The sequence below is a fragment of the Mangrovihabitans endophyticus genome, assembly GCF_014646155.1.
In the GTDB taxonomy this organism is placed as follows: Bacteria; Actinomycetota; Actinomycetes; order Mycobacteriales; family Micromonosporaceae; genus Actinoplanes; species Actinoplanes endophyticus.
Genome location: NZ_BMMX01000010.1, coordinates 29,629 through 52,201, shown reverse-complemented (window position 1 = coordinate 52,201; position 22,573 = coordinate 29,629). Strand labels below are relative to the sequence as shown.

Below are 22,573 nucleotides of genomic sequence, written 5' to 3'. Positions count from 1 at the left end.
GGCCGCCGGACTGCCGGTGCCGTAGAAGTAAAATCGCGCCCTCTGAATCACGAGCAGAGTATCCCCCCGCTCGGGCCGCTCCGCAAGGAAACGGCCCGAACCCGGGGATGTCGGCGTGGCGGGGATGTCGGCGTGGCAGGGATGTCGGCGTGGCAGGGATGTCGGCCGTGGCGGCGGACCGCCGATCAGCCGACCGTGGTGATCCGGTCGGCCGGGCCCGGCGCCACCGGGTCACCCGCGCCCAGGTAGGCCACCAGCGCGTCGATGTCGAAGCCCGGCGCGGTGGTGCGGTCGGTTCCCTGCGTCAGGTTGCTGAAGCCGTCACCGCCGTTGGCCAGGAAGTCGTTGGTGGTGACGCGGTACGTCGCCGCGGGATCGATGGGTGCGCCGTTCAGCGCCATGTCACTGATCTTCGAGCCAGCCGGGGCGCCGGCGCTCCAGGCGTACGTGAATCCGCGCGAGACCTGCAGGATCTTCTGCGACGTCTGCGCGCCGAACCCGACGAACTGCTCCTCCAGCACGTCCTTGAGCTGCGCGCCGGTGAAGGTCTGGGTGACCACCAGGTTGTTGAACGGCTGCACGGTGAACGCTTCGCCGTAGGTCACCTGGCCGGGAGCCTCTCCGCCGGACACTTCGGCGTACGTCAGCGGCGCCCGGATGCCGCCCGGGTTCATCAGTGCGATCTGGGCGTCGTCATCCTGCGTGTAGGCCAGTTGGGCGTCGGCGATCACATCGCCCAGCGGACTCTCCCCGTTGGCGCCGTTGTCCCGCACGATGTCCGTGGTGATGCTGCCGACCACGCGGTTGGCGATCGGCTCGACCGCCGTACGATATTTGTCCGCCACCTTCTTGGCCGCCGGGTCCACCAGGTCGGGGTTTTTGACGTAGACCCCGCCCTCCTGCTTCCAGGTGCCGTCCGGGTTGCGCACGCCGTTCTCCACCACCACGTTCTTGGCGTCGACCCGCGCGAATCGGCCGGTGCGCCGGTCCAGGGTGTAGTCGATGTCGGTGATGATCGTGCCGTTGCTCCCGGCGCTGGTGACCACCGACGTGCCGCCCCGGTTGGGCAGCGTGCAGGTGTAGAAGCGGTGGGTGTGGCCGGAGACGACCAGACTGAACTCCGGGTTGAGCCCGGCCACGATCGACGTGATCGGACCGGAGAAGTTGATGCAGTCCGACACGCCGGCGCTGGTGCCCGTCGGCGGGTTCTGCTGACCGCCCTCGTGCACCAGCAGGACCTGGGCCTTGACGCCGAACAGCTTGAGCAGACGACCCCACTTGTTGGCGGTCTCCACCTCGTCGGCGAACCGGACGTTCTGAATCCCGGCCGGGTTGACGATCCCGGCGGTGCCCTCCAGCGTGAGTCCGACGAAGCCCACCGGCACCCCGTTGATGAACTTGATGTCGATCGGGGGCAGGATCGGCAGCCCGGTCTTCTTGCTGATGGTGTTCGCCGCGAGGTAGTGGAATTTGGCGCCGCCGAAGCCGTCGCCGTCCTGGCAGCCGTCCACCGGGTGGCAGCCGCCGCGCTGCATGCGGATCAGCTCGTCGACGCCCTCGTCGAACTCGTGGTTGCCGACCGAGCTGACCTCCAGCCCGACCTCGTTCATCAGTTCGATCGTCGGTTCGTCGTGAAACGCCGCGCTCACCAGCGGGGAGGCGCCGATCAGGTCCCCGGCGCCGACCGTGGTGGTCTGCCGGCCCTGCTTCTTCGCCTCGGCGCGCAGCTTCTTCAGCCAGGTGGCGAGGTATTCGACGCCGCCGGCGGGGGTGCCGTTGACCAGGCCGCCGCTGCCCCCGGGCGGGTCGATCGCGCCGTGGAAGTCGTTGTAGCTGAGGAATTGCCCGTTCACCGTACGGCCGTGCGGCAGACCGTACGAGACGCTGGCGGGGGCCATGCCGGGCGCGGGTGCCGCGGCGGCGGGTGATGCGGACTGGGCCATCGGCACGGTGGCGACGACGGCCAGAGCGAGAGCGGGTGCCGCCAGATGGCGCAGCACCGCCCGGCCGCGGAGGCGGGCGTGGTCCATGGTATTCGGTTCTCCCGATCGGGGTACGGATCAACGAACGTTGACAGCCTGATGTATCGATCCTGGTCACCGCTACCTCTGCCGGGTGACAGCTTGGTTGCGGCGAAGCGTGAACCGCACCCGACGGGCATCCGGCACGAATCGACGCGCGCGGCGCGTCGGGCGAAGGATGACGGCCCGGAATCTTGTCGTACGCGCGGCATAGACTGCACGCCGTCATGCGTGCTTCTTCCGAGACCCCCGACAGCCGATCGGCGACCGACTCCCGGCCCGCCGACGCCCACTCTGCTCCCGACGGCCGCTCCGGCGCGGGCTCTGCTCCCGACGGCCGCTCCGGCGCGGGCCCGGCGGGGCTCTTCCCGGTTCCCGCCGTGCGCTCGCCGGAGCCGGCACGACGGCCCGCCCGGCGCGTCGATCCGCAGGCGTTGCTGGCCGGGCTGAACGGCCCGCAGCGGGACGCGGTCACCCACGCCGGGTCACCGCTGCTCATCGTGGCCGGTGCCGGTTCCGGCAAGACCCGGGTCCTCACCCACCGCATCGCCTACCTGCTCGCCGACCGGGACGTGCACCCCGGGCAGATCATCGCCATCACGTTCACCAACAAGGCGGCGGGCGAGATGAAGGAGCGTGTCGCGGCTCTGATCGGCCCGCGCGCCCGGCTGATGTGGGTGTCCACGTTCCACTCCGCCTGCGTGCGCATCCTGCGGGCGGAGCACGAGCACGCCGGGCTGAAGAGCACGTTCTCGATCTACGACGCGGACGACTCTCGCCGCCTGATGCAACTGGTCGCCCGCGAGCTCGACCTCGATCCGAAGCGATACACCGCGCGCGGGCTGGCCGCCCAGGTGTCCAATCTGAAGAACGAACTGGTCGGGCCGGACGACTTCAAGGGCCGGGCATCCGGGCCCAACGAGCGGGCCGTGGCAGAGGCGTACGAGCTTTATCAGCGCCGTCTGGCGGAGGCGCACGCGCTGGATTTCGACGACCTGATCATGTCGACGGTGCACCTGTTGCAGTCGCATCCGCATGTGGCCGAGGTCTACCGGCGACGGTTCCGTCACGTGCTGGTCGACGAATACCAGGACACCAACCACGCGCAATACATGCTGGTCAAGGAGCTGGTCGGGGCGGGCGGAGAGGATCTGCCGCCGGGTGAGCTCTGCGTGGTCGGCGACGCGGACCAGTCCATCTACGCCTTCCGCGGCGCGACCATCCGCAACATCCTGGAGTTCGAGCGCGACTTCCCGGACGCCCGCACCATCCTGCTGGAACAGAACTATCGCTCCACCCAGACGATCCTGTCCGCGGCCAACGCGGTCATCGACCGGAACACGTCACGCAAGCCGAAGCGGTTGTGGAGCGACCAGGGCGCCGGCGAGCAGATCGTCGGCTACGTCGCGGACACCGAACACGCCGAGGCGGACTGGGTGGCCCGGGAGATCGACCGCCTCTGCGACAACGAGGACGTACGGCCCGGCGATGTGGCGGTCTTCTACCGCACGAACAACCAGTCCCGGGTCTTCGAAGAGGTGTTCATCCGGGTCGGCCTGCCCTACAAGGTGGTCGGCGGCGTGCGCTTCTACGAGCGCAAGGAGGTGCGCGACGCGCTCGGCTATCTGCGCGCCATCGCCAACGACGACGACACGGTGAGCATCCGCCGCGTGCTGAACACGCCGAAGCGAGGCATCGGCGACCGCGCGGAGGCGTGCGTGGAAGCGCTGTCCACACGGGACCGGATCTCGTTCGGTCAGGCGCTGCGCCGGGTCCGCGACGCCCCCGGCATCTCCACCCGCGCGGTCAACAGCATCACCGACTTCGTGGCGCTGCTCGACGAGTTGCGCGAGCTGTCCCGCAGCCGGCCGCCCGAGGAGGTCCTGGAAGCGGTGCTGCAACGCTCCGGCCTGCTCGCCGAATTGGAGGAGAGCCTCGACCCGCAGGACCAGGGCCGGGTGGAGAACCTCCAGGAGTTGGTCAGCGTCGCCCGGGAGTACACCGAGCGGGTGGAGGCCCAGGCGGAGGACGACCAGGCCCCGGCCGCCACCCTGGAGGGCTTCCTGGAGCAGGTCGCGCTGGTGGCGGACGCCGACCAGTTGCCCTCGGACGATCCGGACCACCAGGGCGTGGTCACGCTCATGACCCTGCACACCGCGAAGGGCCTGGAGTTCCCGGTGGTGTTCCTGACCGGGTTGGAGGACGGGGTTTTCCCGCACATGCGTGCCCTCGGCGACAACACCGAGCTGGAGGAGGAGCGTCGGCTGGCGTACGTCGGCATCACACGGGCGCGGCAGCGGCTCTATCTGTCCCGTGCGGTGACCCGGTCGGCGTGGGGCCAGCCGCAATACAACCCGGCCTCCCGCTTCACCGACGAGTTGCCGGCCGAGCTGGTTCGCTGGGACCGGGTCGCCGGATCGTACACGTCGTGGTCGGGCACCGGCGGCGGGGTGGGCGGCCGGGGCGGCGGTGATCGCGGACGCGGCGGCGGCTTCTCCGGAGGCACCCCGAAGGCGCAGCGCCTCGCCGAGCGGCTCGGGGTCGACGCCAGCAAGCTGTCCACGGCCAGCGAGCTGCGTCAGGTGCCGAAGGTCGCCGCCGGTGACCGGGTCAACCATCAGCGGTACGGGATGGGCCGGGTGGTCGTCGTCGAGGGGCACGGCCCGAACGCGCGTGCCCAGATCGACTTCGGCGACCAGGTGATGTGGTTGGTGCTGCGGCACGCGCCGGTGGAGAAGCTCTAGCCGGGCGTGCCGCGGATCACTCGTCCGCGGTCGTGCAGCCCGGGATGTCCACGCCGTGTTCGCGCATCCAGGCGGTCGGCTCGATCGGATTCTTGTACGCGCCCCGGTGCACCTCGAAGTGCAGGTGCGGGCCGGTGGAGTGGCCGGTGGATCCCTCGTACCCGACCGGGGTGCCGGGCTCGACGCGGTCGCCCTCGGCCACCGTGACGGCCGACATGTGACCGTAGTGCGTGAGATACCCGTTGCCGTGGTCGATCAGCACCGCAATGCCATAGCCTTCGGCCTCGCCCGCCGCCACCACGACGCCGGCACCCGCGGCGTGGATGGGGGTGCGGTCCGCCGCGGCGATGTCGACACCGGCGTGCAGGCGCCCCCAGCGCTGCCCGTAACAGGACGTCACGGTCCCCTCGGGAAGCGGGCTCACCCATCGGACCACCGGCGGTGGCCGTTCCTTGAGCCGAACCGCCGCGGCGGCCGGTGTGATGCGGGAGATGACCGGCGCTGCCGCCCCGCCGATCTGCGCGGCGCCCATCTGTGCGGCGCCCATCTGTGCGGCGCCCATCTGTGTGGCGTCGGTCGGCGATGCGCCGGTGGTGGGCACGCTGGTCGGCGTGTCGTGACGCACGGCTATGCCCGAAGCGGTATGCGCCTGCGGCGCCGCGGACTCGGCGTGGCCGGAAGCCGTCGCGGCGCTCACCGTCACGGCGCCCACAGTGCCCACACCGGCGAGAAGAGCGGCGGTCATCGCCGCGTGCCGGCCGCGCTCGCCCAGCACCAGTGGCGCGACGGGGGTCCGTGGCGCACGGTGGCGGGGACGGATGTCCTCCCGGCGGTGCCGTCCTCGGGTAGTGGCTCGGTGCCGCACGATGATGACGTCCTCCCGGCTTGGCGTGTTCCGACACCTGCCTGTCGGCACGCCGTGACTCGCCCTGAGCCGGATGGACCTGTGGTGGTCGCCACCACCGAAACGCAACCGGACGAGTTCTCGCGGTGGAATGCGAAGATCTTCCCGAAACGCTCACCATGCACGAAACCGGCACCGATGCGACGTACCCGGTATCAGTGCCGTGTTAGGTCCGGAAGAGTGAAATGCGGACGAGACTTATCATGTGGCCCCATGCAAGGAGCATGGTGGGAGGACGCAACGGGAGGGAGAACATCCACCCCGGCAATCGGACGCCGGTGGACAACTTGATGAGGGCGGGACATGCGGCGAGACCGCAGGCCGCGCGTCAGGAGGCGGCGAGACCCCCGAAGACCGACTCGATCTTCAGCTTGATGTCGACGCCGTGGTCACGCAGCAGCGGGACCGGATCCGTGGGCTTGCCGTCCACGTGGATCTCGACGTGCAGATGCGTCCCGTAGGAGGCTCCGGTGTTGCCGACCTCGCCGATGGTGTCGCCCGCCTTGACGGTCTGGCCCTGCTGGACGAGCACGCGACGGGCGTGGCCGTAGATGATCTCGGTGCCGTCGTCTTGCTTGACGGTGATCGAGTAGCCGTACGCGCCGTTGTATCCGGCTTGAGTGACGGTGCCGGCGTGGATCGACGTGAACGGCGTGCCCTCGGGGGCGGCCAGGTCGATGCCCGCGTGCAGCTTTCCCCAGCGGACGCCGTAGGCCGAGGTGAACGTGTAGTCGTCCAGCGGCAACATCCACGCCTGAGCTTCGATCTCCTCGTCGCTCATCTTGGTGGTGACGTCGCTGGCGCGCTCCGATCCGCGTGAGGCGCGATCGTCCTGGGCCGCGCGACCCGTCAGCGCGTCCTGTGCGGCGGATGCCTGCTCAAGGTTTTGCAGGACGGTCGGGTTGACCGCCTTCGCATCCGGAAGATTGGAGGCGGCGCCCAGGGCAACGACTCCGGCACCCATGAACGCAGCCGCGCCGACCACGGCGTAGCGGCTGCGTGGGGGAGTCTGCACACGACGTCGGCCGCGATAGCGATCGGGCTCAGACGACAAGCGCTGGCGCACGAACAACCCTCCGTCAGTGGCGAACGACCGATGACCAACCACGTCTGAACTTCAGATGAATGGCGGGCCTCCGAGCAGTCGACTGAGTCAAACAGCCGACAGCCGTGGGACACGGTAACGAAACGCAACGCGGGTCACAAGTCGCGCAACCAATTTCTCGGCGAGTCGACGACCGTATTGAGCATCTAATGTCCGAATTAGTTACCTTTTCGGGCACGCGTCGTTGCTAGCTCTCTGTCGCTGAGGCTAAACGGAAAGTCATGCATTGGGTAGTCCTCCCCACCCATTCGTGGTCGATGAGAGTGGCGTCTTCCCTAGTCGGCCGTCGGTGAGAGTGTGCGGTGAACGGGGCGCGACGGTATGTGTGGAAGGGGTTACCGGCCGACGGTCCGGGGACTACCGTTCGGCTCGGGAGCCGACAGCGCCGAAGGGGTCGCAGATGCAAGCACGGATCAGGGTCGTCGTCGCCAAGCCCGGCCTGGACGGCCACGACCGCGGTGCCAAGGTGGTGGCCAGGGCGTTGCGGGACGCGGGCATGGAGGTGATCTACACCGGTCTGCATCAGACACCGGAGCAGATCGTGCAGACCGCGATTCAGGAAGACGCCGACGCCATCGGTCTCTCCGTGCTCTCCGGTGCGCACATGACGCTGTTCCGCCGGGTGCTGGAACTCCTCGCCGAACGTGACGCCGGCGACATCGTGGTCTTCGGCGGCGGCATCATTCCGCCCGACGACATCACCGAATTGGCCGAGCTGGGTGTTGCGCAGATTTTCACGCCGGGCGCAACGACCGCATCGATTGTCGAATGGGTGCGCGCCAATGTGTCGCAGCCGGTGAGCTGAGCGTCACGCGAATTGTTCGGAGAGTATTGGTAAAAGGAGGGGTCGGACGCACCCCTCACACGTCCGACCCCTCTATCGCACGACGCCCCGCCGCCACCCCTCGACCGACAGGGCATCGGCCGTTCCGCCGGGCCGCTCAGCGCTCCGACATCACACTCAACGACAACCCGCCGAGTCGGTTACGCGGAGCGGGCCGCCCATAGCCCGGCGGTGCGAGGCGCCCGGCAGTTCGAGGGCCGGAGGCGGTCCCCGCGCAGGGGCGGCGGTGTGTGGTCTTGCACACCGCGCACCCGCGGCGGCATACCACGGCCGCCGGTGACTACTCTGCGAGACAAGGCCGCTCTGGCAGGGAGCGGCGACACAATCCTCTTGCTCGCGGCGCCGCAACGTTGCGCCGCGGACACAGGTCGGGACGCAACGGTGCGGCTTGCCGACGCGGGCGCGCCGCGAGCGGAAGGAGACACGTGGACCTGTTCGAATATCAGGGGCGCGACCTGTTCGAACGGCACGGTTTGCCCGTGCTGGGCGGCGGCGTCGCCGAGACCCCGGAGGAGGCCCGCGCGATCGCCGAGCGGCTCGGCGGCCGGGTCGTCGTCAAGGCGCAGGTGAAGGTGGGCGGCCGGGGCAAGGCCGGCGGCGTCAAGCTGGCGGACGGCGCGGACGAGGCGCAGGCCCGCGCCACGGACATCCTGGGCATGGACATCAAAGGCCACACGGTCGGCAAGGTGATGCTGGCCGAGACGGCCGACATCGCGGAGGAGTATTACTTCTCCTACCTGCTGGACCGCGCGAACCGCACCTTCCTGTGCATCGCCAGTGTGGCCGGCGGCATGGAGATCGAGCAGGTCGCCGAGGAACAGCCGGACCGGGTGGCCAAGGTCGCCGTGGACGCGAACCGGGGCGTCGACCAGGCGCTGGCCCGGGAGATCGTCGCCGGGGCGGGTTTCCCTGCCGAGGTCGCCGACCAGGTGGCGGAGATTGCCGTCAAGCTGTGGGCGGCGTTCGCCGCCGAGGACGCCACCCTGGTCGAGGTGAACCCGCTGGCCAAGGTGCGCGACGGCCGGGTGCTCTGCCTGGACGCCAAGGTCACGCTGGACGAGAACGCCGGTTTCCGGCACGCCGACCACGAGGCACTCGTCGACCAGTCCGCGGTGGACCCGCTGGAGCAGGCCGCGAAGGCCAAGAACCTCAACTACGTCAAGCTCGACGGCGAGGTCGGCATCATCGGCAACGGCGCCGGCCTGGTCATGTCGACGCTGGACGTGGTGGCGTACGCGGGCGCCGACCGTGGCGGCGTCAAGCCGGCGAACTTCCTCGACATCGGCGGCGGCGCCAGCGCCGCGGTGATGGCCAACGGGCTCGAAGTGGTGCTGTCCGACCCGTCGGTCAAGTCGGTGTTCGTGAACGTCTTCGGTGGCATCACCGCCTGCGACGAGGTCGCCAACGGCATCATCCAGGCGCTCGCGCTGCTCGAACAGCGCGGCGAGCAGGTCACCAAGCCGCTTGTCGTGCGGCTCGACGGCAACAACGCCGAGGCCGGGCGGACCATCCTGGACGAGGCGAAGAACCCGTTGGTCGAGCGGGTGGACACGATGGACGGGGCGGCCGAGCGCGCCGCCGAGCTCGCGGCTGCGGGGAAGTGACGACATGGCAATCTGGCTCACCAAGGACTCCAAGGTCATCGTCCAGGGCATGACCGGCTCGGAGGGTTCCAAGCACACCCGTCGCATGCTCGCGGCGGGCACCACCGTGGTGGGTGGCGTGAACCCCCGTAAGGCCGGCACCTCGGTCGACTTCGACGGCACCGCGCTGCCGGTGTTCGCGAGCGTCGGCGAGGCGATGAAGGAGACCGGCGCGGACGTGTCGGTCATCTTCGTGCCGCCGGCGTTCACCAAGGCGGCCGTGCTGGAGGCCATCGACGCGGAGATCCCGCTGGCCGTGGTCATCACCGAGGGCGTGCCGGTGCAGGACTCGGCCGCGTTCTGGGCGCACAACGTGGCCCAGGGGGAGAAGACCCGGATCGTCGGGCCGAACTGCCCGGGTATCGCGTCGCCGGGCGCCTCCAATGCCGGCATCATCCCGGCCGACATCACCCCGGGCGGACGCATCGGCCTGGTCAGCAAGAGCGGCACGCTGACCTACCAGTTGATGTACGAGCTGCGCGACATCGGCTTCTCCACCTGCGTCGGCATCGGCGGTGACCCGATCATCGGGACCACCCACATCGACGCCCTGCGCGCGTTCCAGGCGGACCCGGAGACCGACGCGATCGTCATGATCGGTGAGATCGGCGGCGACGCCGAGGAACGCGCGGCCGAGTTCATCAAGGCCAACGTGACCAAGCCGGTGGTCGGCTACATCGCCGGATTCACCGCCCCGCCGGGCAAGACCATGGGTCACGCCGGCGCCATCATCTCCGGTTCGGCCGGCACCGCCGACGCCAAGAAGTCGGCGTTGGAGGCGGCCGGGGTGAAGGTCGGCAAGACGCCGAGCGAAACCGCGCGGCTGATGCGCGACGTGATGAGCTGAGCCCGCAGCGACGGGCGTCGGCGCGCCGCCTTCACCAGTGCCGAAAGCACTCCGAAGGCGGCGCGCCGTCGTATCTGCGTCGCTCAGTGGCCACAGTCATGGAAAAGTAGTTCACGATGCCGACGACACCCGACGGTCCGGACGGCTCGGACGACCCAGACGAGGTCTCCGGGGCGGCGGACGTTGCCGACCGCGAGACGGTGCCGGTCGATGTGTCCGGCCGTGAGACGCGGCGTGTCGACGTGCGCGGGCATCCCACCGTCCGGGTGGACACCGGGCCGGGCAACCGGGCCACCGTCAAACTGCCCAGCCCCCGCCGGCCGCCGGGCCATGGCGGGCGCGCCCCGCTGGCCGTGGCGACCGGCGTCGCCACCGTCTGGGCCGCGCTTCTGACGTACGTACCGGTGGCCGCGGTGATCGGCCTGGCCAGAACGTTCGAGGGCGCCGGGGGGCTGGGCGGCGCGGCCGGCGCCGGACTGGCCGGGTGGTTGCTCGGGCACGGCGTCCCGCTGGGCACCACCATCGGGTCGTTCGGCCTCACCCCGCTGCTGCTCACCCTGGTCGCGGTGTGGCGGCTGAACCGTGCCGGTCTGCATGTCTCCCGGGCGATCGGCGGCCGGGCGCGCCCGGCGATGCGCACCGCGCTCACCGTGGCCGGCTCGGTCGGCCTGGCGTACGCGGTGCTCGGCCTGCTCGCCGCGGTGCTGGTGGACCGTCCCGGCCTGGAGGTCTCGGTGCTGCGGGCGGCCGTGGACTTCTTCGGCATCGGCGCCTGCGGGGCGCTTGTCGGCGCGGTGCGACACACCGGTGCGCTGCGGGTCGTGGCGCGGCGGATCCCGCCGGTGCTCCGGCACGGCCTGCGCACCGGGGTGGTGGGCGCGCTGCTGATCGCCGCCGCGGGCGCCGCCTTCGCCGGCCTGGCCGTCGCGGTCGGCGGCGCGCAGGCGGCCGACATCATCGCCGCGTACCGCACCGGCGTCACCGGGCAGGCCGGCATCACGCTGGTCAGCCTGGCCTACGGCGGGAACGCGGCCGTCTGGGCGGCGGCCTACCTGCTCGGACCGGGCTTCCTGCTGGGCGCCGACACGGCCGTACGGGTGACCGAAGTGACCGTGGGCCCGCTGCCGACGCTGCCGCTGCTGGCCGGCCTGCCGGACGGTCCGATGGGCGCCACCGGCGCGCTGCTGCTGTCGGTGCCGGTGCTGGCGGGCATGTCGGCGGGGGTGATGCTGACGCGTCGCCTGACCCGTCCGCGCCCTCCCCGCCCCGGTGAACCGGCGGCGCCGCCGCCCGCGCCCGGTTGGGGACGGCTGTGCGGGGCGAGCCTGATCGCCGGCCCGGTCGCCGGTCTCGTGCTCGGCGCGCTGGCGCACCTGTCCGCCGGTCCGCTGGGAGACGGGCGGTTGGCCCGGATCGGACCGGTCGCCTGGCAGGTGACGCTGGTGGCGACGATCGTGGTCGCCGTCTCGGCCATGCTGGGCGCGCTCGCCGCGCGCACCTTCGCGCGTCCGCGGCGCGCCTGACGGGGGCGCCCCGGTTCGCCGGGACGCCCCTGCCAGGGTCGATTCAGTTGTTGTTCACGATGTTGTTGAGCGTGCCGGTGGCCGCCAGGACGATGTTGAGGACCAGCGCCAGCGCGAGGATGCCGAAGGCGACGTAGGACAGGGTGGGCGGCTTGCCCACCTTGCGGGCCTCAAGCAGGCCGAGGATGGCGAAGACGACGCCCAACGGCCAGCAGCAGAAGGCGAACACGATGCCCAGGACGCCCCAGAGCGTCACCTTGTCGTTGCCCGGAGCCGCGGCGGGCGGGCCGTAGTTCGGTGGTGGTGGTGGCGTCACGGATATTCCTCCTGAGAATTCGCTGTCAAGCAAGGATCGGCAGGATAACCGAAGATCGCCGCTCTTCGCGCACCCGCGTACGACCCGTTGTACGAGGCCGGACTGCCCGGCGATAGGGTTTGTCGGGTGACCGACCCCGCGCCCGCCCGGCTGGTCGTCCTCGTTTCCGGCTCCGGCAGCAATCTGCAGGCCCTGCTCGACGCCAGCGCGGATCCCGCGTACGGCGCCCGGGTGGTCGCCGTGGGAGCCGACCGGGACGCCATCGCCGGCCTCGACCGTGCCGCCGCCGTCGGCGTGCCCACCTTCGTGGCCTCGCTCAAGTCGTACGCCACGCGCGACGACTGGGATGCGGCGCTGACCGCCCAGGTGGCCGAGCACAAGCCGGACCTGGTCGTGTCGGCCGGATTCCTCAAGCTGGTCGGCGAGCGCTTCCTCGCCGAATTCGGCGGACGGTACGTGAACACGCACAACGCGCTGCTGCCGGCCTTCCCGGGCATCCACGGCCCGCGCGACGCCCTGGCCTACGGGGTGAAGATCGCCGGGGCCACCCTGTTCTTCGTCGATGCCGGAGTCGACACCGGACCCATCATCGCCCAGGTCGGCGTGCCCGTACTGGACGACGACACGGAAGCGGTGCTGACCGAGCGGATCAAGGTGGCCGAGCGCGCGCAGCTCGTCGATTACATCGGCCGGCTGGTGCGCGAGGGCTGGACCATCCAGGACAGAAAGGTACGGATCCCATGAGCGAGCACGGCACCGACGAGGGGCGGCGGCCGATCAAGCGGGCGCTGCTCAGCGTGTACGACAAGACCGGCCTGGTCGAGCTCGCCCGCGGCCTGCACGACGCCGGCGTGCAGGTGATCTCCACCGGTTCGACCGCGGGGACGATCGAAGGCGCCGGCGTGCCGGTGACCCGCGTCGAGGAGCTGACCGGATTCCCGGAGACGCTGGACGGCCGGGTCAAGACGCTGCACCCCTCGGTGCACGCCGGACTGCTGGCCGACCTGCGGTTGGAGGCACACGCCGCGCAACTGGCCGAGCTCGGCATCGAGCCGTTCGACCTGCTGGTCAGCAACCTCTATCCGTTCACCCAGACGGTCGCGTCGGGGGCGAGCGTGGACGAGTGCGTCGAACAGATCGACATCGGTGGCCCGGCCATGGTGCGTGCCGCCGCCAAGAACCACCCGACGGTCGCGGTGGTCACCTCCGTGTCCGCGTACCCGCAGATCCAGCAGGCCCTGAAGGACGGCGGCTTCACCACCGCGCAGCGTCGGCGGCTAGCTGCGGAGGCGTTCGCGGACATCGCCGAGTACGACATCGCGGTGGCCAACTGGTGCGCCACCACGCTGACCGCGGACGAGTCGTCCTGGCCCGCCTTCTCCGGCATCGGGCTGCGCCCGGCGGCCACCCTGCGTTACGGCGAGAATCCGCACCAACAGGCCGCGCTCTACGTCGACCCGGCGGCACCGGCCGGCCTCGCTCAGGCCGAGCAGTTGCACGGCAAGGAGATGTCGTACAACAACTATGTGGACGCGGATGCCGCGTGGCGCAGCGCCAACGACTTCACCGAGCCGTGCGTCGCGGTGATCAAACACGCCAACCCCTGCGGCATCGCGGTGGGCGAGGACGTGGCGCAGGCCCACCGCAAGGCGCATGCGTGCGACCCGGTTTCCGCGTACGGCGGGGTCATCGCGGTGAACCGGGAAGTGACCGCCGAGCTGGCCGAGCAGGTGGCGGAGATCTTCACCGAGGTGATCGTGGCGCCGTCCTACGCCCCGGCCGCCCTGGAGACGCTGCGCGGGCGCAAGAACCTGCGCGTCCTGGTGGCACCGCCGTGGAACCCGCCGCCCGCCGAGCGGAAGCAGGTCGGCGGTGGCGTGCTGGTGCAGGTCTCCGACCGGGTGAACGCCACCGGCGACGACCCGGGCGACTGGACGCTGGCGGTGGGCGAGCCGGCCGCGCCGGACATGCTCGCGGATCTCGGGTTCGCGTGGCGTGCGGTGCGCTCGGCGAAGAGCAACGCGATCCTGCTGGCCCACGACGGGGCGACGGTGGGCGTCGGCATGGGACAGGTGAACCGGGTCGACTCGGCGCGCCTGGCGGTGGCCCGCGCCGGTGCGGAGCGGGCGAAGGGAAGCGTGGCGGCCAGCGACGCGTTCTTCCCGTTCCCGGACGGCCTGGAGGTGCTGCTCGAAGCGGGCGTCACGGCGGTGGTGCAGCCGGGCGGATCGATCCGCGACGACCAGGTGATCGAGGCGGCGCGCAAGGCGGGCGTCACCCTGTACTTCACCGGTACGCGGCACTTCTACCACTGACCGGTTCGGCCGACGCCGTCGAAGGGGTGCGTGCCGGTGTTCGCTGCCCGGGCTGCAGCCGCCGCAGCTCGGTGATGGTGTCTGCCACCAGGCGCACCGTCCGGGCAGGGTGCCGCAACACATCGTCCGCCGTGCAGCGGAGCAGACGCTCCGGCAGGGCGAGATCGACCCGGGCGATGAGCCGGCGGCTCGGGTCGCGCACCACATGCTGGGCGGTCATCGCCGGCAGACCGGCGTCATGCAGGAGCAGGCGAAGCCGGGTTTCCATCGGCGATTCGGCAAGTGGCTCCGCCAGCCGAACCGCCTCACGGAGCTGGGCCAGGCCCGGCCAATGGCGCCGCATCCGCGCCCGCGCTTCGAGCGTCTCGATCGTGACCAGCCGCTGGTGCAGCATGGCATCGACGGCAACCACGGCTTCCGCCCGCGAGTTGCGACGTGCGAGATCGAAAAGGGTGCGTTCCGGCGTGGTCACCGGCATTCCCGCGACATGTGTGACATCGCGCTCGGCGAGCACGGTGTAGTGCGGGACGATCCGGGGATCCGCGCGGAGCCGCCGTCGGCGGGGCATCACCACCGAGACCGTCATCGAGTTGCCGGGCAGCAGGTCGACTCCCCACAGAAGAGCGGCGCTCACGCCGCCCAGAGCGGCGCCGTCCGGCAGGGTGAGGACGACCGCCCGGCACCACATCGTGTGATCGAGCTCGGCGTCCCGATGGACGTAGACATCAGGAAACAGCCGACGCCACGAGGCGCCGCGGAGCATCGACCGGGGTAAGCGTCCCCTGGGCGACGGCATCGGAGCCCCGGAACGGACCGGTACGCAGCGACGGCGGAATCTGGGCGCGAAACGACACGTCGCCTAGGTTGGCGCACCGGCGTCGGCGGTGCCGGACAACAATCCTCGCCTGTGGATATCGCCAGTCGCCGGTGGATTCCGAGCCGGGCGGCGGGCCGTCGCTGGTGGCTGTTCCGAGCGGAAGGGCCGTCGCTGGTGGCTGTTGAAGAACGGGCATGACATTCGCCAGGCACGGCTGAGTGCCTGCGGGCAGCCGTGGGCTACGGCTGGGCGGGCGGAAGGGCGCGGCTGAGTGCTTGGGGCAGCCGCGGGGCTCCGGCGGGCCGGGTGGAGGCGTGTGCGGACACGCCCAGCGCGACGGCGGCCCTGCGGGGCTGCCGCAGTCGTCCGTCGGCACGCCGTAAGGTGGTCGGGTGGCCGAGACGGTGTGCAACGAGACGTACTCCGGCGCGGACTGGGCACTTGCCGAGGTCGAGCGCGCTCGATACGAGGACTGCGCCTTCCACGATGTCGACTGGTCCGAGGCCACCCTCACCGGGTGCACGTTCGTGCGCTGCCAATTCGGGAACGTGCGCTTCAACGCCTCGGTTCTGGAACGTACCGCGATGTTGCAGTCCGTCCTGCAACGCTGCTCGTTTTTCGACGCCTCGCTGATCGACTGCAAGCTCACCGGCACGCAATTCGTCGACTGCGGGCTGCGTCCGCTGACCGTCGACGGCGGCGATTGGGGCTTCGTCTCGCTCCGCGGTCAGAATCTGACCGCCACGAAACTCGGTGCGCTTCGTCTCGCCGATGCGGATCTCACCGGCGCCGACCTGACTCGGGTCGATCTGCGGGGTGCCGATCTGTCCGGAGTTCGGCTGAAGGATGCCGTGCTCAAGGGCGCGGACCTGCGCGGGGCCGACCTTGTCAACGTCGACCTGCGGGACGTGGACGTCACCGGTGCGAAGATCGACATGGCGCAGGCGGTGCTCTTGGCGAGGTCCTACGGTGCCGTGGTCAGTGACTGATCTACCGGCCGGTAATACCGCGTCATCAGGCTGATACGGTCGGAAAAAACGAAAGGAAGTGGACTTCAGCCATGGGTAAGAAGGTCACCGTCGTAGGCGCCGGATTTTACGGCGCGACGACCGCGCAGCGTCTGGCCGAGTACGACATCTTCGACACCGTGGTGCTCACCGACATCCTGGAGGGGCGTCCCGAAGGACTCGCGCTCGACCTGAACCAGTCCCGTCCGATCGAGGGCTTCGAGACGACCGTCGTCGGCGCGACGACCGGCACGAACGGCGAGGGCTACGAGGCGATCGAGGGCTCCGACGTGGTGGTGGTCACCGCCGGGTTCCCGCGCAAGCCGGGCATGAGCCGGATGGACCTCCTGGAGGTCAACGCCAAGATCGTCCGTCAGGTCGCGGAGAACATCGCGAAGTACGCGCCGAACGCGGTCGTCATCGTCGTCTCCAACCCGGTGGACGAGATGACGGCGCTGGCCCAGATCGCCACCCAGTTCCCCAAGAACCGGGTGTTCGGCCAGGCCGGCGTCCTGGACACCGCCCGCTTCACCAACTTCATCGCCCGCGAGCTCAACGTTCCGGTGGGCAGCGTCAAGGCGCTGACCCTCGGGTCGCACGGTGACACCATGGTCCCGGTCCCGTCCCGCTGCACGGTGGACGGCAAGCCGCTTGCCGATCTGCTGCCCGCGGACAAGATCGAGGAGCTGGTGGTCCGTACGCGTAACGGCGGGGCCGAGGTGAACAACCTGCTCAAGACCGGGTCGGCGTTCTACGCCCCATCGGCCGCGGCGGCGCGGATGGCCCGTGCGGTGATCGAGGACTCGGGCACGGTGATGCCGGTGTGCGCCTGGGTCGACGGTGAGTACGGCATCTCGGGCGTCTACCTGGGCGTGGAGGCCGAGATCGGCGCCCGGGGCATCACGAGGGTGGTCGAGGACAAGCTGTCGGACACCGAGGTGGCCGGCTTGACGGAGGCCGCCGAGGCGGTTCGTGCCAAGCAGTCGGACGTGGCCGGCCTCTGAACCGCCGCACCACACCACCAGGCCGGGACTGCTGCGGTCCCGGCCTGCGTCGTGGGGGCGCCGACCGCCGAAACCGGGCGAAGCAGGCGCGATGCCGGGTGGTCGACGCGCCGCCGAGAACTCTCCAGTACGCTCGTACTGCTACGCACGTCTGAGAGGAGCGCCGGCCGATGGCGAAAATCAAGGTCAACAACCCGGTGGTGGAGCTCGACGGCGACGAGATGACCCGGATCATCTGGAAGCAGATCCGTGAGCAGTTGGTCCTGCCCTACCTCGACGTCGACCTGGAGTACTACGACCTGTCGATTCAGCACCGCGACGAGACCGACGACCAGGTGACGGTCGACGCGGCGAACGCCATCAAACGGCACGGCGTGGGCGTCAAATGCGCCACCATCACCCCCGACGAGGCGCGGGTGGACGAGTTCGGGCTGAAGAAGATGTGGCGCTCGCCCAACGGCACCATCCGCAACATCCTCGGCGGCGTGGTCTTCCGCGAGCCGATCATCATGTCCAACGTGCCGCGCCTCGTACCCGGCTGGACCAAGCCGATCGTGATCGGCCGGCACGCGCACGGCGACCAGTACAAGGCGACCGACTTCGTGGCGCCCAAGGCCGGCAAGATGACGATCACCTTCACGCCGGACGACGGTTCGCAGCCGATGGAGTTCCACGTCGCCGACTTCCCGGCCGGCGGCGTCGGCATGGGCATGTACAACTACGACGAGTCGATCCGGGACTTCGCGCGCGCCTCATTCCGGTACGGCCTGTCCCGCGACTTCCCGGTCTACCTGTCCACCAAGAACACCATCCTCAAGGCGTACGACGGCCGGTTCAAGGATCTGTTCGCCGAGGTGTTCGAGACCGAGTTCGCCGACCAGTTCAAGGCCGCCGGTCTGACGTACGAGCACCGGCTGATCGACGACATGGTCGCCGCCGCGCTGAAGTGGGAGGGCGGGTACGTCTGGGCGTGCAAGAACTACGACGGTGATGTGCAGTCCGACACGGTGGCGCAGGGCTTCGGCTCGCTGGGCCTGATGACCAGCGTGCTGATGACCCCGGACGGCAAGACGGTGGAGGCGGAGGCGGCGCACGGCACCGTCACCCGGCACTACCGGCAGTGGCAGAAGGGCGAGAAGACCTCGACGAACCCGATCGCGTCGATCTTCGCCTGGACCGGCGGCCTGAAGCACCGCGGCGTGCTGGACCAGAACCCGGCGGTGACCGAGTTCGCCGAGACGCTGGAGAAGGTCTGCGTGGAGACCGTCGAGAGTGGCCGGATGACCAAGGACTTGGCGCTGCTGATCGCCAAGGACGCCCCGTGGCTGACCACCGACGAATTCATGAATACGCTGGACGAGAACCTGGCCCGCAAGCTGGCCTGAGCGCGACGGTCGCGGATGTCGGCGTGTCGGGGACGGCACGCCGACATCCGCCGTCGGAACCTCCACACGGGCGTAACGCCTGTTTTGCCGCGTCGTTTCTCAAGGCAGAACGGATGACGGTCGCGACGCCGAGAGAGACGCCCGCCGATCCGGCTGCCTTGTCCCGGGCGCCGATCGGGTCTCCTCGCCCCCGACGCGGCCGAGTAGGCAATGCGCCTGCCGTCCTTCCCTGCGGGGGGCCTTGTCCCGGGCCCCCCGCCCCCTAGACGGCGGCGCGCCGACGCCTCAGATCGCGTCGCGCAGCATCTGCGCCGCCCGCTCCGGGACGATGTCGTTGATGAACACGCCCATCGCGGATTCGGAGCCGGCGAGGTATTTCAGCTTGTCCGCCGCGCGCCGGATGCTGAAGAGTTGCAGGTGCAGATAGCCGAGTTCGCGGCCCGCGCCCACCACCGCCTGGTGCCATGCGGAGATGTAGGGCATCGGCTTGTCGAACAGCGCGTCGAACCGGTGCAACACGTCCAGGTAGAGCGGGGCGAACGCGTCCCGCTCGGCGTCGCTCAGGGCGGGGATGTCCGGCACCTGACGATGCGGCGCCAGTTGCACCTCGAACGGCCACCGCGCGGCTGCCGGGACGTACGCCGTCCAGTGTTCGTTGGCGGCCACGATCCGGGTCTGCGCCTTCTGCTCGGCAGCCAGCACGTCGGCGTAGAGGATGCGCCCTCCGGTGCGATTGGCGTGTCGGGCCGCGGCCCGCAGCATGGCCTGGGTGCGCGCCGGAACCATCGGATAGGCGTAGATCTGCCCGTGCGGGTGGTGCAGTGTCACGCCGATCTCGACGCCGCGGTTCTCGAACGGGAACACCTGTTCCACGCCGGGCAGCGCGGACATGGCCGCGGTGCGGTCGGCCAGCGCGTCGATGACGGTCCGGACTCGTGCGGCCGGCAGTTGACCGAAGGCGCTGTGGTGGTCGCTGGTGAAGCAGACCACCTCGCACCGGCCGACCCCGGGGCGTACCGGGACCTGCTCGGTGAGTTCGGTGATCTCGTCCGGGCTGACGCGGTCGCTGAATGAGGGGAACTGGTTTTCGAAGACCACGACGTCGTAGTCGGGTGCCGGGATCTCGCTGGCGAAGTCCGGCGTCGACGGGCACAGCGGGCACTTGTCGCTGGGCGGCAGGAAGGTGCGCTTCTGCCGGTGCGCGGCGACCGCCACCCATTCGTCGACCAGCGGGTCGAGGCGCAACTGCGAGGTGGGCGGTGGCGGCGGCAGCTCACGGGTGTCCGGGAACGAGCGGTCCGCGTCCGCCCGCTCGTCGAAGTAGATGAGCTCGCGCCCGTCGGCCAGGGTGATGGCGGTGCGCCTCACTGGGCGCTCACCACCATCAGCTCCTCGACCTGCTCCTCAAGGATGGCGCGTGCCGTCTCGTCGAGCCCCTCGTCGGTGATGACGACGTGGGCCCGGTCCAGCGGCACGATCGAACTGATTCCCACGGTTCCCCATTTGGTGTGGTCGGCGAGGACGACGAGGCGTTCCGCAGCCTCCACGAGCGCGCGGTTGACGTCGGCCTCCATGAGATTCGGAGTGGTGTAGCCGGCTCGTTCGCTCATCCCGTGCACGCCCAGGAACAGCATGTCGAGATGCAGGGTGCCGATCGCGGCGACGGCGACCGGGCCGACCAGTGCGTCCGAGGGCGTGCGGGTGCCGCCGGTCAGCACCACGGTCTGGTCCGGGCGACCGGCACGGTAGAAGACGTCCGCCACCGGGATGGAATTGGTGACCACGGTCAGTGATGGCACGTCGACGAGGCGTTGGGCCAGGCCCGCGGTGGTGGTGCCGGCGGACAGCGCGATGGCGTCGCCGGGCGAGACGAGTGCCGCGGCCCGCATCGCCATTGCGGCCTTTTCGACGCGTTGGCGCACGCTCTTGGCGGCGAACCCGGGCTCATGCGCGGATCCGGGGCTGACCGTGGTCGCCCCGCCGTGTACCTTCGCCAGCAGGCCGCGGTCCGCGAGGGACTCCAGGTCACGCCGGATGGTCATGTCGGAGACGCCGTACTCCGCGGCCAGCTCGCTGACCCGCACGCCACCGGCGGCGCGGACCCGGTCGAGGATGGCAGCCTGGCGTTGTTGGGCCAGCATCAGCAGCCCTCCGACCCGCGTCGCGACAACCGCACTATTTCGAACACGCCCGAACACTACCTGGCGATCGGGTGTGCGGAAAAGAGTGGGGTTTGTTAGATTCCTCGCCCGTGCCGGTGCAGCGCCGACAACACGTTCTCCACCTTCACCGCTCCGGTGATCGCGGCCAGGGCGATGGCCGTCCGCGGCTCGCGCCAGTTGGCCCGCACCGCCTCCTTGCTGAACCGCCACGCCGCGGCCCGGTTGCCGGAGGCGGCGGACCAGCAGGCGAGCTGGCCATAGACCCGGGCGGCGCCGGGTCGGCAGCCGCTGATCTCCGGATGCCGTTGCATCATCCAGCGCAGGGAGGAGATCTTCGTCGCGTACTCGTACGCGTAATGCGACGTCCGCCCCCACAGCACCCGGACCAGCGGCTCGTCGACGTGCACCACGGGTGCGCGCCGCGCGGCCCGCAGCAGCAGATCCCAGTCCTCGTTCTGGCTGCCCGGCGCGTCCTCGGCGACCAGCCCGATGGCGTCCGGTGCGAACGCCTCCCGGCGGGCCAGGAACGAGCTGGAGTGCAGCATCGCCATCCGGGAGCGGGCCAGGTCGGAGACCGTCACCCGGCTGCGCCCGGCCAGGCGTGGCGTGGCCCGGCCCTCGTACTCGACCTCGATGGCGCAGGTGGCGAATTCGGCCGTGGGCTCGGCCTGCAGCGCGGCGACTTGCCGCCGCAGCTTGTCCGCCGACCAGCGGTCGTCGTCGTCGCAGAACGCCACCACATCGGTGTCCAGGGCGAGGATGCCGGTGTTGCGGGCGCCGGCCAGGCCCGCCATCCGCGCGTTGGTGAGCACGGCCACCGGCGTCTCGCCGGTCGCGGCGAGCGTGTGGTCCGGCTCGGCCTGGTCGTAGACGACCACCACCCGCACGTCGCCGGGATACTGCTGGCCGCGCACCGCCGCGATGGCCTGGCGCACCAGTTCCGGCCGGTTGCGGGTGGGGATCACGACGCCGACGGACGGCCAGTTCATCACGCCTCCTGGTGCGCTTGCGCGGGATTGATCGGGTAGCCGTACGCGCGGAGCATCGGCGCGCACATGGCGCCGACCAGCCGTCGCTGAGCGCGCGGCAGCGCCTGCATCCAGGCGTCGTCGTGGCGCAGCGGCAGCCGGCCGACGGTGAACCGCATGGGGTTGCCGGCCGCGCTGTGCCCGGTGCGCAGGTCGGCGTGACCGGACCGCAGAAAGTCCAGGTCGGTCGGGGCGATCCGGAGGCCGGCGAAGTCCGCCAGGCGCACCAGCGCGGCCCGCGGATCGGTCAGGAACTCCTCATAGCGGATCCGCCGCACCGGCACGCCGCGGCGGGCGAGCAGCCCGAACGCGGCGTTGTGCGCGTTCCACAGCATGGCCGACCGGGTCGGCGGGTAGCGCGTCATGGTCTGCGCGCCGTCGGTCTCCGGCCGGTCCACGGTCTTGGTCCAGGAGTAGGCCACGCCGCGCGCATCCCGGACGACGTGCACCACGCGCAGGTCGACGTTCTCGGCCAGCCGCAGCACGTGAGCCAGGGAGCTGTGCTTGGAGGAGTCGACCACCGCCTCGGCGCCGGACACCGCTGCCGCCGCCGCGTAGACCCGGCCGTAGTAGTCGGCGTATTCGCGGACCACGGCTCGGCCGACCCGGCCGGCGGCCAGCCGGGGGATGTGCCGGGTCCGCTCGACCGCGTCGCGAAGAGCGTGCACGCGGTCGACATCGACGTTGGACCACCCGCCGAACGCCCGTTCGCCGACCGCACGCCAGAAGGCGCAGGCGGAGAAGTGCTCGCCACAGCCGCAGCGTTCGTCGTCGCGTACGTCTCGTTGCCAGAGGTGGACGACCTCGCCGAGGGCGCAGACGGTCGGAAGCTCGCCGAGGAGGCGTTCGACGAGTGTCGTTCCGCTTCGTCCCAGTCCGCCCAGATATATAACCCGTGCCACTTTGGA

At 70.2% G+C, this 22,573-nt stretch carries 19 protein-coding genes; 10 read left to right on the top strand and 9 right to left on the bottom strand.

What is annotated here, in order from left to right:
- Positions 1-185 precede the first annotated feature (185 nt).
- Positions 186-2,030 carry a bifunctional metallophosphatase/5'-nucleotidase gene (locus tag IEY73_RS13735; protein ID WP_189079584.1) on the bottom strand — a complete coding sequence of 615 codons (1,845 nt, stop codon included), beginning with the start codon at positions 2,028-2,030 and terminating at the stop codon, positions 186-188.
- 218 nt (positions 2,031-2,248) lie between these two features.
- On the opposite strand from IEY73_RS13735, the gene pcrA reads away from it, so the two are divergent.
- On the top strand, positions 2,249-4,765 hold the full coding sequence (pcrA, locus tag IEY73_RS13730) for a DNA helicase PcrA (protein ID WP_229715817.1): 2,517 nt from the start codon (positions 2,249-2,251) through the stop codon (positions 4,763-4,765).
- Positions 4,766-4,781: 16 nt separating this feature from the next.
- Here pcrA and IEY73_RS13725 read toward each other — a convergent pair whose 3' ends face one another.
- Together IEY73_RS13725 and IEY73_RS13720 are read right to left on the bottom strand one after the other, a co-directional pair.
- Positions 4,782-5,510, bottom strand: a complete 729-nt coding sequence (locus IEY73_RS13725) for a M23 family metallopeptidase (RefSeq protein ID WP_229715816.1) — start codon at positions 5,508-5,510, stop codon at positions 4,782-4,784.
- A 487-nt stretch (positions 5,511-5,997) separates the two neighbouring features.
- On the bottom strand, positions 5,998-6,735 hold the full coding sequence (locus IEY73_RS13720; RefSeq protein WP_189079582.1) for a M23 family metallopeptidase: 738 nt from the start codon (positions 6,733-6,735) through the stop codon (positions 5,998-6,000).
- 439 nt (positions 6,736-7,174) lie between these two features.
- Here IEY73_RS13720 and icmB point away from each other — a divergent pair, with 439 nt between their 5' ends.
- The 4 genes from icmB (at position 7,175) to IEY73_RS13700 (ending at position 11,631) form a co-directional block, all read left to right on the top strand.
- Positions 7,175-7,579, top strand: coding sequence for a coenzyme B12-dependent isobutyryl CoA mutase small subunit (gene icmB, locus IEY73_RS13715; protein WP_189079581.1), 405 nt, complete (start codon positions 7,175-7,177; stop codon positions 7,577-7,579).
- Positions 7,580-8,043: 464 nt separating this feature from the next.
- Complete coding sequence (gene sucC / locus IEY73_RS13710) at positions 8,044-9,222, top strand: ADP-forming succinate--CoA ligase subunit beta (RefSeq protein WP_189079580.1); 1,179 nt, start codon at positions 8,044-8,046, stop codon at positions 9,220-9,222.
- A 4-nt stretch (positions 9,223-9,226) separates the two neighbouring features.
- A complete protein-coding gene (gene sucD, locus IEY73_RS13705; protein WP_189079579.1) occupies positions 9,227-10,108 on the top strand; it encodes a succinate--CoA ligase subunit alpha in 882 nt (293 codons plus the stop codon).
- Positions 10,109-10,224: 116 nt separating this feature from the next.
- Positions 10,225-11,631, top strand: coding sequence for a cell division protein PerM (locus IEY73_RS13700; RefSeq protein ID WP_189079578.1), 1,407 nt, complete (start codon positions 10,225-10,227; stop codon positions 11,629-11,631).
- A gap of 43 nt (positions 11,632-11,674) precedes the next feature.
- Here the strand turns inward: IEY73_RS13700 and IEY73_RS13695 are convergent, their stop codons facing one another.
- Positions 11,675-11,947, bottom strand: coding sequence for a DUF4190 domain-containing protein (locus IEY73_RS13695; RefSeq protein WP_189079577.1), 273 nt, complete (start codon positions 11,945-11,947; stop codon positions 11,675-11,677).
- 126 nt (positions 11,948-12,073) lie between these two features.
- Here IEY73_RS13695 and purN point away from each other — a divergent pair, with 126 nt between their 5' ends.
- Both purN and purH read left to right on the top strand, forming a co-directional pair.
- Positions 12,074-12,691, top strand: coding sequence for a phosphoribosylglycinamide formyltransferase (purN, locus tag IEY73_RS13690; RefSeq protein WP_189079576.1), 618 nt, complete (start codon positions 12,074-12,076; stop codon positions 12,689-12,691).
- On the top strand, positions 12,688-14,262 hold the full coding sequence (gene purH / locus IEY73_RS13685) for a bifunctional phosphoribosylaminoimidazolecarboxamide formyltransferase/IMP cyclohydrolase (protein ID WP_189079575.1): 1,575 nt from the start codon (positions 12,688-12,690) through the stop codon (positions 14,260-14,262). Before purN ends, purH begins: the two co-directional genes overlap by 4 nt.
- On the opposite strand, the gene IEY73_RS13680 is transcribed toward purH, so the two are convergent.
- Positions 14,234-15,025 (bottom strand): type IV toxin-antitoxin system AbiEi family antitoxin, encoded by a 792-nt coding sequence (locus IEY73_RS13680; RefSeq protein WP_229715815.1) that lies wholly within the window; start codon positions 15,023-15,025, stop codon positions 14,234-14,236. The genes purH and IEY73_RS13680 overlap by 29 nt on opposite strands.
- Before the next feature lie 446 nt (positions 15,026-15,471).
- Here IEY73_RS13680 and IEY73_RS13675 point away from each other — a divergent pair, with 446 nt between their 5' ends.
- From IEY73_RS13675 to IEY73_RS13665, 3 genes are all read left to right on the top strand, one after another.
- Positions 15,472-16,068, top strand: coding sequence for a pentapeptide repeat-containing protein (locus IEY73_RS13675; RefSeq protein ID WP_189079574.1), 597 nt, complete (start codon positions 15,472-15,474; stop codon positions 16,066-16,068).
- Between the two features lie 71 nt (positions 16,069-16,139).
- The gene (gene mdh, locus IEY73_RS13670; RefSeq protein ID WP_189079573.1) at positions 16,140-17,090 is read left to right on the top strand and encodes a malate dehydrogenase; all 951 of its coding nucleotides are present in this window, start codon (positions 16,140-16,142) and stop codon (positions 17,088-17,090) included.
- Positions 17,091-17,260: 170 nt separating this feature from the next.
- The gene (locus tag IEY73_RS13665; protein WP_189079572.1) at positions 17,261-18,475 is read left to right on the top strand and encodes an NADP-dependent isocitrate dehydrogenase; all 1,215 of its coding nucleotides are present in this window, start codon (positions 17,261-17,263) and stop codon (positions 18,473-18,475) included.
- A 285-nt stretch (positions 18,476-18,760) separates the two neighbouring features.
- On the opposite strand, the gene galT is transcribed toward IEY73_RS13665, so the two are convergent.
- From galT to IEY73_RS13645, 4 genes are all read right to left on the bottom strand, one after another.
- A complete protein-coding gene (galT, locus tag IEY73_RS13660) occupies positions 18,761-19,843 on the bottom strand; it encodes a galactose-1-phosphate uridylyltransferase (RefSeq protein ID WP_189079571.1) in 1,083 nt (360 codons plus the stop codon).
- The gene (locus IEY73_RS13655; RefSeq protein WP_189079570.1) at positions 19,840-20,616 is read right to left on the bottom strand and encodes a DeoR/GlpR family DNA-binding transcription regulator; all 777 of its coding nucleotides are present in this window, start codon (positions 20,614-20,616) and stop codon (positions 19,840-19,842) included. The genes galT and IEY73_RS13655 overlap by 4 nt, the downstream gene beginning before the upstream one ends.
- Before the next feature lie 95 nt (positions 20,617-20,711).
- Positions 20,712-21,626, bottom strand: coding sequence for a glycosyltransferase family 2 protein (locus tag IEY73_RS13650; RefSeq protein ID WP_189079569.1), 915 nt, complete (start codon positions 21,624-21,626; stop codon positions 20,712-20,714).
- Positions 21,626-22,567 (bottom strand): sulfotransferase, encoded by a 942-nt coding sequence (locus IEY73_RS13645; RefSeq protein ID WP_189079568.1) that lies wholly within the window; start codon positions 22,565-22,567, stop codon positions 21,626-21,628. Before IEY73_RS13645 ends, IEY73_RS13650 begins: the two co-directional genes overlap by 1 nt.
- Positions 22,568-22,573: the final 6 nt, after the last annotated feature.

What these genes read in the sequence shown, in the direction of transcription:
- IEY73_RS13665 (WP_189079572.1), top strand. Translation starts at nt 17,261, where the DNA reads ATGGCGAAAATCAAGGTCAACAACCCGGTGGTGGAGCTCGACGGCGAC.
- icmB (WP_189079581.1), top strand. Translation starts at nt 7,175, where the DNA reads ATGCAAGCACGGATCAGGGTCGTCGTCGCCAAGCCCGGCCTGGACGGC.
- IEY73_RS13650 (WP_189079569.1), bottom strand. Translation starts at nt 21,626, where the DNA reads ATGAACTGGCCGTCCGTCGGCGTCGTGATCCCCACCCGCAACCGGCCG.
- IEY73_RS13700 (WP_189079578.1), top strand. Translation starts at nt 10,225, where the DNA reads ATGCCGACGACACCCGACGGTCCGGACGGCTCGGACGACCCAGACGAG.
- IEY73_RS13725 (WP_229715816.1), bottom strand. Translation starts at nt 5,510, where the DNA reads ATGACCGCCGCTCTTCTCGCCGGTGTGGGCACTGTGGGCGCCGTGACG.
- sucD (WP_189079579.1), top strand. Translation starts at nt 9,227, where the DNA reads ATGGCAATCTGGCTCACCAAGGACTCCAAGGTCATCGTCCAGGGCATG.
- purH (WP_189079575.1), top strand. Translation starts at nt 12,688, where the DNA reads ATGAGCGAGCACGGCACCGACGAGGGGCGGCGGCCGATCAAGCGGGCG.
- pcrA (WP_229715817.1), top strand. Translation starts at nt 2,249, where the DNA reads ATGCGTGCTTCTTCCGAGACCCCCGACAGCCGATCGGCGACCGACTCC.
- IEY73_RS13735 (WP_189079584.1), bottom strand. Translation starts at nt 2,030, where the DNA reads ATGGACCACGCCCGCCTCCGCGGCCGGGCGGTGCTGCGCCATCTGGCG.
- IEY73_RS13680 (WP_229715815.1), bottom strand. Translation starts at nt 15,025, where the DNA reads ATGCTCCGCGGCGCCTCGTGGCGTCGGCTGTTTCCTGATGTCTACGTC.
- mdh (WP_189079573.1), top strand. Translation starts at nt 16,140, where the DNA reads ATGGGTAAGAAGGTCACCGTCGTAGGCGCCGGATTTTACGGCGCGACG.
- IEY73_RS13655 (WP_189079570.1), bottom strand. Translation starts at nt 20,616, where the DNA reads ATGCTGGCCCAACAACGCCAGGCTGCCATCCTCGACCGGGTCCGCGCC.